Annotated in this window: 4 protein-coding genes; all 4 read left to right on the top strand. The window is 49.1% G+C overall.

Features of this window, described 5'->3' with window-relative positions; all coding sequences use genetic code 11:
- Nucleotides 1-1034: 1034 nt before the first annotated feature.
- The 4 genes from H6G07_RS17225 (at nucleotide 1035) to H6G07_RS17210 (ending at nucleotide 8978) form a co-directional block, all read left to right on the top strand.
- Nucleotides 1035-3392, top strand: a complete 2358-nt coding sequence (locus H6G07_RS17225; RefSeq protein ID WP_073611221.1) for an eCIS core domain-containing protein — start codon at nucleotides 1035-1037, stop codon at nucleotides 3390-3392.
- Nucleotides 3393-3801: 409 nt separating this feature from the next.
- Nucleotides 3802-6069: an ATP-binding protein gene (locus H6G07_RS17220; RefSeq protein ID WP_073611239.1), complete on the top strand. Its 2268-nt coding sequence runs from the start codon at nucleotides 3802-3804 to the stop codon at nucleotides 6067-6069.
- A 433-nt stretch (nucleotides 6070-6502) separates the two neighbouring features.
- The gene (locus H6G07_RS17215) at nucleotides 6503-7087 is read left to right on the top strand and encodes a Pvc16 family protein (protein ID WP_073611222.1); all 585 of its coding nucleotides are present in this window, start codon (nucleotides 6503-6505) and stop codon (nucleotides 7085-7087) included.
- A 94-nt stretch (nucleotides 7088-7181) separates the two neighbouring features.
- A complete protein-coding gene (locus tag H6G07_RS17210; protein WP_073611223.1) occupies nucleotides 7182-8978 on the top strand; it encodes a phage tail sheath family protein in 1797 nt (598 codons plus the stop codon).
- Nucleotides 8979-8983: the final 5 nt, after the last annotated feature.

Genomic DNA, 8983 nt, shown 5'->3' with positions numbered 1-8983 from the left:
CGCTTTAAGCTCATCGGCTGAAAAATGAGGTTCAAGATGGAGGGGTCTTGGCATTCTCCCATCCTACCCTATTTCAGGGGTAACTAAGTCGGATTTAGTATTAGTTCCGGTGTTGGCTCCACCAATGGTCGTAGTGTTCAATTTTCTATAGTTTCAGCAGAAAGGCGAGAATCGGGTTCTGCTTCAACCATATCTCTGTAGTTCTGAGTTCAATCCAGCAGTAGCTATATCCCCAGAGGAGGGAACCCCCATGGGTGTAGAACACTGTTGAGTAGATGTTGAGCAGTGCTCTACCCCCCAATACTGGTAAGGCTAAGACTTTAGCCACTTGAATAGGTGTCGTTGAGCATGTTGAACACCCCCATTGGATAGCACGGTATTGAACTCTCTTTTGGAAAAAAGAGCACTGGGAAGACGGCTCAACCAGCTGGGTCAGCATTGGAGCTTGTGAAGAGGGGTAATGTGCCGTCAACTATTGGCTATTGCTGTGTAAGCAGTCGAGGGCAAAGTGACAACACCGCTGCGTCGGATCAGCAGAAGGTTCGTGTTAAAGAAGCCGGGGCTGAGGAGAGCTTGGTGGATGTGGAGTCGGGTCGGTCTGGGCGTGAAGATGGGATTAATGGCAGTAAAAGGATGCTCCGTTTTAACCCAAATCACACGCCGTTGGTCTTGAGACCGCTTAATTTTTATCGCCACTTCCAGGCCTTCTCGCCAGACTTTTCGGGTGCAAAAGGTATCTGGACAATCGCGAAGCACCAGATAGACACTGGCCAAGTCCCACAACGCTTTGGCGTAGCGCCGCTCACGTTTTTACCGACGCGAGTGTATACTTCACCGTCTAACAGACCAGTGCCCTATTGTGCTGAAAGGCTGGTGGTTAAGCCAGCTATTGAGGAAGTTAGCCAGTTGCTAAAGTATGAGGAAATTTATCTAACTCTTGGACGAATAGGCGTCTCGGCCTAGAATTAGGTGATTTTTGACGCTACAGCATTTCGTTCTAATTGAATCTTTAGCCCCTTGCAGGCGGTGCTCTCATGGGAAACCAGCGATTGACTCAAGCTCAAGCTCTAGCCCAGAAGGTTGAGGCAAAGCCGGTTAGGGCAATTAATTCTAAGCCAAAAGAAGACGGGCTTGAGCCGTTGCAGGGGTTGGTGAGCAATCGGGCAGTGAATCAAATGCTTACGGGAGAGGGAGCAGATGCTCAGCCTTACTCAAGTTTGCGCAGCCAAAAATCTAGTTTTCGAGGATTGTCTTCAGAAATAACAGGCGGGTCTCAACCGCAAGGTCTGGTGATTCAGCCGAAGCTGGTAATTGGTCAACCAAACGACAAGTATGAGCAGGAGGCAGATCGGGTTGCTGAGCAAGTAGTGCAACAACTGAATGCCCCTAAGACTGTGGAGTCTAATGCGGCCCAAATCATTCAGCGAGAGGTGATGCCTGATGAAGACGAAGACAAGCTGCAAATGAAGCCTATGGTTCAACCACAGGGAGAAGTTGGAGAAGTAGCTGCAACTCCAGAATTAGAAAGCTCAATTCAACAGATGCGTGGGGGTGGTCAGCCTTTACCTGACTCAATTCGAGAGCCAATGGAGCGAATATTTAGAGCGGACTTTAGTCAAGTTCGAGTGCATACGGATAATTACTCTGATAAGTTAAACTCATCAATTGCCGCAAAAGCATTTACAACAAAGCAAGACATTTTCTTTAAAAGAAATGCATATTCACCTGCTAGTAATCAAGGACTATCAACAATAGCCCACGAGTTAACCCATGTTATACAGCAACAAGGAAAGAGCTTAGGAAGGGCAAAACGTGGTTTGTATGAGAAGTCAGGGTCGACGATGATTCAACGAACTCAAGTCTACAGTTTTGATGACACCGACTATGCAACTACCACGAGAGTTGACTCTGGCGGTTCGAGTAAAATTACCTCCGTCATGGCAGACTGGGATCTGCCTACCCCCCACTACATTCTGTCTAAGCATTTTGGCAATAATTATGAGCTTAAGAATAAACCTTTAAAGGTTTCCGAAGAGAAAGTGACAAGACCGAGACATATCAAAGCGGAGGTTCATAAGGGAACAACAGAATGGCCAAACCGGGAAGATCCGAAATTCGTTACTAGGATAGGCCATTTTGGACAAGATGAGTTGTTTCTAAGTAGCAGCGGCACAAAGGTAGATTATGCAGGTGGTCATTTAGTTGGATACGCAATACTAGGAGATGCAGCACAGATACCGGAGAACATTGCGCCCCAACAGGCTTATAACAATTCCGTGGAATACCAAAACACTATGGAGCAAGCGATCCGTACATCAGCACCAGGGAGCGTAATTAATTATGAAATAGAAGTAGATTATGGAGATATTAATTATGAACTCGATCAGCAGCAACTAGTTGAGTTAAAGCTTATCGGAAAAATAGACCCTAGTAAACCCTGGATAATCCAGATACCCCGACGGGTTCCACGTGCTTGGAACGCAAGCGCAGAGATACGCAGCGGCACGTTTGGCTCTATCACAGCAATAGTAGATGGAGAAACTTACTTGAGAGGACAATATAGTACATTTTTAGCCACGCCTGACTTGAGAGATTACGAGCCGGATTCGGTTAGAAGTTCAAGTTATAAGTTTCGAGCATATACTTCAAGCAGTACAAATGAAAAGGACACAAAGAAAGCAGCAAAGCTTCGTTATGAAATGAAGCAATTTCAACCACCAATTGCACCAAAGTACAATAAGCCAGATAATGTTTCGGACGAGAAAACACGCTATGGATCAATGACGACGTTGACGACAGAACGTGCAATCGGGATAGGAAAAGGGTTGACAAATAGGTTGCAGTATATGTCAACGATTGATTGCTCGGTTAATGAAGAAATATATCGAAATTCATGGGAGAAACTCAAAAAAACTGCTGAGGATGAGGATAGCAAAAACCTAAAACTTGAACCGAATAGGCGGCCAAAAAATTCATACCAAGAAGCCAAGAAAAATGCAAGTAAAGCATTGTCAGAAGCGCGTAAGTGGAACATTGAACATGCTGGATTCAAAGAATTGTGGGCGAAGTCTTATGGCGAAATGACTGAAGATATTATTAAATTGGCGCAAGCAGTTGATGCGGCGGCACGTAAAGGCGAATCGCAGATAGGTGCAGAAGATAAAACGCTTGTAGAGGAACTGATCAGAAGAGTAACAGAATGGGAGGTGGAATGGCGTCTTCAGACGACGCAGCAAGAAGTGGTAGCCGCGATGTATATAGACCCATCACAAGTGAGAAACTCGCGTAACCTGAAGCCACCACCAAAGCTGACACCGCGCCAGTTAGAGAGCAATGTTAGAAAGAGGACGAAAGCAGAAAGGAAGGAAGCAGAGTTAGTTAAGAATAAATGAACCATAGCGGGTTTCACTCAGGTGAAGTATATCTCGATAATCCCCCTGCTCCTCTAATAAAGAGGGTACAGAGTGAACCTTAGGCCGATAGAAACTGGGGAAGTCTAGAACCCAGCAATTGTGTACCTCATGGAATTGGGAACTGCTATAGTCATAGCTGCGACTATAGCAAGAGCATTTCTTAAAGAAAGATCCCCATATTCAACCCCCAATTAAAATTTAATTCATTCCGTTCCCCACCTGTTCCCACCCTCAAATATCTCTACAATTCCCTATATATTGTTGATTCAACTATCCGTCGTAATTTGCTCGTTTACTCCGGAAAATATTGTGGCGTAATGATCATTTGTCTGCTGCGGCAACCTAATCCTGTGCATTGAGTTAACCAGAATTCTGTGAGGTGCTGGGCATGGGCAACGAGACAACAGTTAGCGACTTCGACGGACTACTGTCCTTTTTGCAGCGGCTCGATCGCCTGTTGGAGTGTTCGATCGCAGCCGCCCACCAAGCCTATGGCCCCGACAGCGCCGACCCCTACCGGGGTATGCACGTCACCGATGCCGACGCAGGGCAACTGCTGACGCGAGAACCCGGTGCCCCGGCATTTTTAGGTTATGGCGATCTTCCTACCGAGTTTCCGCCCGATTTAGTGCCGCCCGGTTCGCGGCTGGAGTGGTTGCAGCAAACCTTTGGGTTGTCCAACTTTGATCTGGATGTGGTGGCGATCGCCCTGGCCCCCGAACTCGATCGCCGTTACGAACGCCTCTATATCTATTTGCAAGACGACGTGCGTGGCAAGCGCCCCACCGTCGATTTGGCCCTCAATCTGCTCTGTGCAGATGCCACCACCAAACTGACCCGGCGCACCCACTTTGCCGCCGAAGCTCCCTTAATTCGCCAGAGATTGCTGCATCTAGTAGCCGACGCCAACTCGGCAAAACCCACACTGCTGGCCCACGAACTGCACCTTGATGGGGCCATCACCCGCTTCTTGCTGGGCCAACCCGGTTTAGATGCCCAGTTGATACCTGGTTGCCAGTGGATTTCACCGACTTCTTTAGGTGATTTTTGGCAAACATTTTCTCCGGTGGTGGGCAGTGCCCACCCTACAGCGGCTGCGATCGCTAGCGCAAAGAGAGGATTTTCCTGCTCAGAAACTGGCTTATCAGATGCGATCGCCCCACTCGACGCCAGAGTGAAGTCTCTTGCCCGCCTGGTGACCCAAGCTCAGCAGACCAACACTCCCCTACGCCTTTATTTTTACGGGCCTGATCGAGGCGAAAAATATTGCACCGCAGCAGCCCTTGCCCAACACCAACAAACCCCGCTCATTGTGGCCGATCTGGCTCGTTTGGTGTCTTCCCAAGACAGCCTTGAGCCAAAGCTGCGTCTGCTCGTTCGAGCAGCGCTGCTGCATCGGGCCGTGCTGTTTCTAGAGGAGTTAGATACCCTCAAAACCCCAGAGCGTGCCCTGGCCTACCAAACCCTACTGACCGAATTGGCTGATTTTCCCTATCTGGCCATACTGTCTGGTACACAAGCCTGGGTGCCTAGTGCCCAACAACCCTTGGGGGTACTGTCTATTCAATTTGCGCCGCCCGGTGTAGAGCAGAGCGTGCAGCTTTGGCAGCGCCATCTACAGGCCGTAGGGCGATCGCTGCCAGCAGAACAATTACGGGAGTTAGCCGGGCGGTTTCGGTTGACGGCGGCGCAAATTGCTGAGGCAGTTGCGATCGCCCACACCTCCAATCACTGGCAGCAAATCCAAGCGGGAAGCGATGATGTTGCCAAGGCTCCCCACCTCCAGGATCTGTTCGCAGCAGCTCGCGCCCAGTTAGGCCATGACCTAGCCAACCTATCTCGCAAAATTGAGTCCCACTACACCTGGGCCGATATTGTGCTGCCTCCCGACACCAAAGCTCAACTGCGAGAAATCTGCCATCAGGTCAACTACCGCCATCTGGTGCAAGACACCTGGGGCTTTGGTCGCAAACTCTCGTTGGGTAGCGGCCTGGCAGTGCTGTTTGCAGGCCCACCAGGCACGGGTAAAACCATGGCCGCCGAGGTAATTGGCCATGAACTGCAACTAGACCTCTACAAAATTGACCTGTCTCAGATGGTGAGCAAGTATATTGGCGAAACCGAGAAAAACCTGAACCGCATTTTTACCGCCGCCGCCGCTGCCAACGCCATTCTGCTATTTGACGAAGCCGATGCGCTGTTTGGTAAGCGATCGGAGGTCAAAGATGCCCACGATCGCTACGCCAACATCGAAACCAGCTACCTACTACAGAAAATGGAGGAATACGACGGTATCGCCATCCTCACCACCAACCTGCAAAGCAATATAGATGAAGCCTTTTTGCGGCGACTGCGATTTGTCGTGGAGTTTGCCTTGCCCCAGGCAGCAGAGCGGCTTCACATTTGGGAACAAATTTGGCCCGATAATCTACCCCACAGCTCTGACCTAGATCTAAACTTTCTCGCCAAACAATTGGATATCCCCGGCGCGGCCATTCGCAACATCGCCCTCAAAGCCGCTTACTTCGCTGCCAGCGATGGTGGCATAGTCACTATGGCGCATCTAGTAAAGGCCATTCGGCGGGAATATCAGAAGATGGGCAAACTACTAATGGCCGATGAGCTAGAGCCGTATGCAGAATTGCTCTATAGATAGCATTAATAAAATTTTTCAATTATTTTTATATCTTTTATTCTGAACTAAATCTGTTTGTAAAAATACCTTTCGATTCAGTGATTTAACTTTACCTAGTCAAGTTGAAATCAATGAATTCACTAACTATGATTAGATCTTTATGCTGTATGGCTTACAAGTACGGCAGGATTGAGCATAGTCTAGACCATTGATGATGAATTTCTAATGGCTCAATAGCTTGCATGATTATAATTTTTCGTATACTGTGCTGGTACCAACCTTCCGTTTAGCATACAGATTTTTGTCTTCGTGCTCAGCGTTCTATCAGGATGGCTGACGTTAAAATTCTGGTTCCGGGTCGTCACGCTTTAGATCAAGTTCAAGCTAACTGCTTTACCCAAGACGAGCAGGGAAATCTGGCTCGGATATTTCTATTCTGACAATAAGCGCATCTATGCTTCAAGACTTAGATAGCACGCTGGAAACCTTGCTGAGACGGGACTTGCCGCGTAACCTGGGGGATCAACGCTTTAGTTTTGCCACGCCATTTGCAGAATTTATTGACAATAAGCCAGCCTTCAATTTATTTCTCTACGACATTCGAGAAAACCTGGAGCTGCGAAGCAATATAGGAGAGATTCAGCCCCGAGGAGACTTAAGTGCAGCTAAGGTAAGGCCCGACGCTCGGGTTGATTGCTCTTATTTAATTACCTATTGGCCCAAAACAGCTTCCAGCCCTGCGGAGGAGCATCGCTATCTAGGCGAAGTTATGAAAATATTGCTGCGCTATCCTTACCTGCCTAATGAAGTCTTACAGGGAAGCCTCAACCCCAACAGCCCTGAACCGCCAAAGCTGCCCCTCAAAATGATCAGTCTGCGCCCTAGTCAGTTGCAAAGTGTGGGTGAGTTTTGGCAGGCCATGGGCGGTAAACCTAAGGCCTCTCTCAACTGTACTGTCACCCTGGCCGTTCCGGTTCATGGAGAGCCGGAGACCCTGCCACTGGTCAGAAGCCGTGATTTTCAGGTTTTACCCAAATGATTTGGTGCGGGTTGCTGCTCTAAGCTGACCGTCAACTTTTTTATAAGTCTTACTTGACCTTTATTGTTGCCCTCTGCCCCTACGGAGAAAAACTATGGTTGCCTTCAACACAACCGAATATGCACCTGGTGTCTATGTATTTGAGCAGTCTACATCAGCCCCTATCGCTGGGGTAGGCACTAGTACGGCAGGGTTTATTGGAGTCGTGCCCGATAGTTTTAAGATAGCGGTGCAAAACCCAGCTTTTGATCGCAGCCAGGTTCTTGGGTCTACAGAGGCCAAGAAAACAGTGGCGGCCTTGACCCAGAAAGTTTTAGCTGAAAAAATCACACTCGGTACTACCGAAACGGTGATTTCCCCAGGTACTCTTCTCAATGCAGAACAAGTAAAACTGATTAAACAGTCTGGCTTGACTGAGATCATAGTCGAAGAGGAAATAGAGGTTAGCGCAAATAGTCCTACTGTAGACATTCTAAAAAATCAAAAAATTAACGAAAAGCTAGAGATTACAGACGGAACGACAACGACAACTTTCAATCCGGGCGATGCAATTACTACCGCTGCCGCTAGAGGTAAGGTGGCCGAGGTTTTAAATGGTCGTAAACTCAAGGTGCAGGCTGCAAAAACGTTAGCCAGTGCGACGGCAGAGGATTTGCTTGAGAAGCCGCTCGTTAATTTGGTGACCATTCCCGAATCTAGCCCAGCGATTGAATACCCCGTAGGTACGACTATCACGGATGCGATCGCTACCGAAATTGTCAGCCGCTATTCGGGGACTGCTATCAAGGTTGAGTCAGCTAATCTGCCCTATCTAGAAGAAGAGATCAAAGATCTCAAGCTGGCTCCGGTCAATGAGCCCAAACTTTGCGCTAACTTTGGCGATTTCAAAGCCTACTTTGGCGACTTTTCCCTAGACCCTGGTCAAAACATTTTGGCCCACGCGGTCTATGGGTTCTTTCGCAATGGCGGCACCCGCTGCTACGTCGTGCGGGTGCTCGATAAAGACAAGGATGATCTGGGGGAGGCTTTAGAAGCTTTTGAAGCGATCGACGACATTGCCATTGTGGCCGCTCCTGGCATTACGGCTACTACGGCGCTCAAGGCCATTGATGACCACTGCAAGCAAAAGACAACTCTAGATCGGGTCGCTATTTTTGACAGTCCAGAGACTGTTGAAAATGCTCAAAAGCGCTTGGATACTACTAAACTCATCCCTGGCCAAGGAAACATGCCCAGTAAGTCTGACTACGCAGCCTACTACTTCCCTTGGATCAAGGTGTTTGACCCGGTAGAAAAGCTGAAAAATCCTGCTGGGGATGGGCTTAAAGCGGTGCCACCCAGTGGCCACATGGCCGGAATTTATGCCCGTGTCGATAGCCAGCGAGGGGTTCACAAAGCCCCCGCCAACGAGCCAGTGCTGGGGGCGGTAGATGTGAAATATGCCATTAGCAAAGGGATACAGGCGTCCCTCAACAATGACGGCATCAACTGCATTCGCAACCTCAATGGCAGCCTGTTGGTGTGGGGCGCGCGCACCCTAGGCGGTAACGCCAACGGCGAATTTAAGTACATCAACGTGCGGCGCTTGATGAACTATCTGCGCGAGTCTATCGACGAGGGCACCCAGTGGGTGGTGTTTGAGCCCAACTCGCCGGAACTGTGGGCGCGCATTCGGCGAGAAATTTCAGCTTTTTTAACCACCGTGTGGCGCAGCGGGGCGCTGTTTGGTGATACCCCAGATCAGGCGTTTTACATCAAGTGCAATGCCGAAACTAACCCCCCAGCCAACCGTGACAATGGCGTGGTGGTGGCCGAGATTGGGGTGGCGATTGTCAGGCCTGCTGAATTTGTGGTGTTTAGCATCAGCCAGTGGGCTGGTGCAGGCAATTGAGCGAG

The sequence above is a fragment of the Phormidium tenue FACHB-1052 genome, assembly GCF_014696675.1.
GTDB lineage: Bacteria > Cyanobacteriota > Cyanobacteriia > Phormidesmidales > Phormidesmidaceae > Nodosilinea > Nodosilinea tenuis_A.
Note: the sequence above shows the minus strand (reverse complement) of the source record. Positions and strands in the feature narration are given on the sequence as shown.

What these genes read in the sequence shown, in the direction of transcription:
- H6G07_RS17225 (WP_073611221.1), top strand. Translation starts at nt 1,035, where the DNA reads ATGGGAAACCAGCGATTGACTCAAGCTCAAGCTCTAGCCCAGAAGGTT.
- H6G07_RS17210 (WP_073611223.1), top strand. Translation starts at nt 7,182, where the DNA reads ATGGTTGCCTTCAACACAACCGAATATGCACCTGGTGTCTATGTATTT.
- H6G07_RS17215 (WP_073611222.1), top strand. Translation starts at nt 6,503, where the DNA reads ATGCTTCAAGACTTAGATAGCACGCTGGAAACCTTGCTGAGACGGGAC.
- H6G07_RS17220 (WP_073611239.1), top strand. Translation starts at nt 3,802, where the DNA reads ATGGGCAACGAGACAACAGTTAGCGACTTCGACGGACTACTGTCCTTT.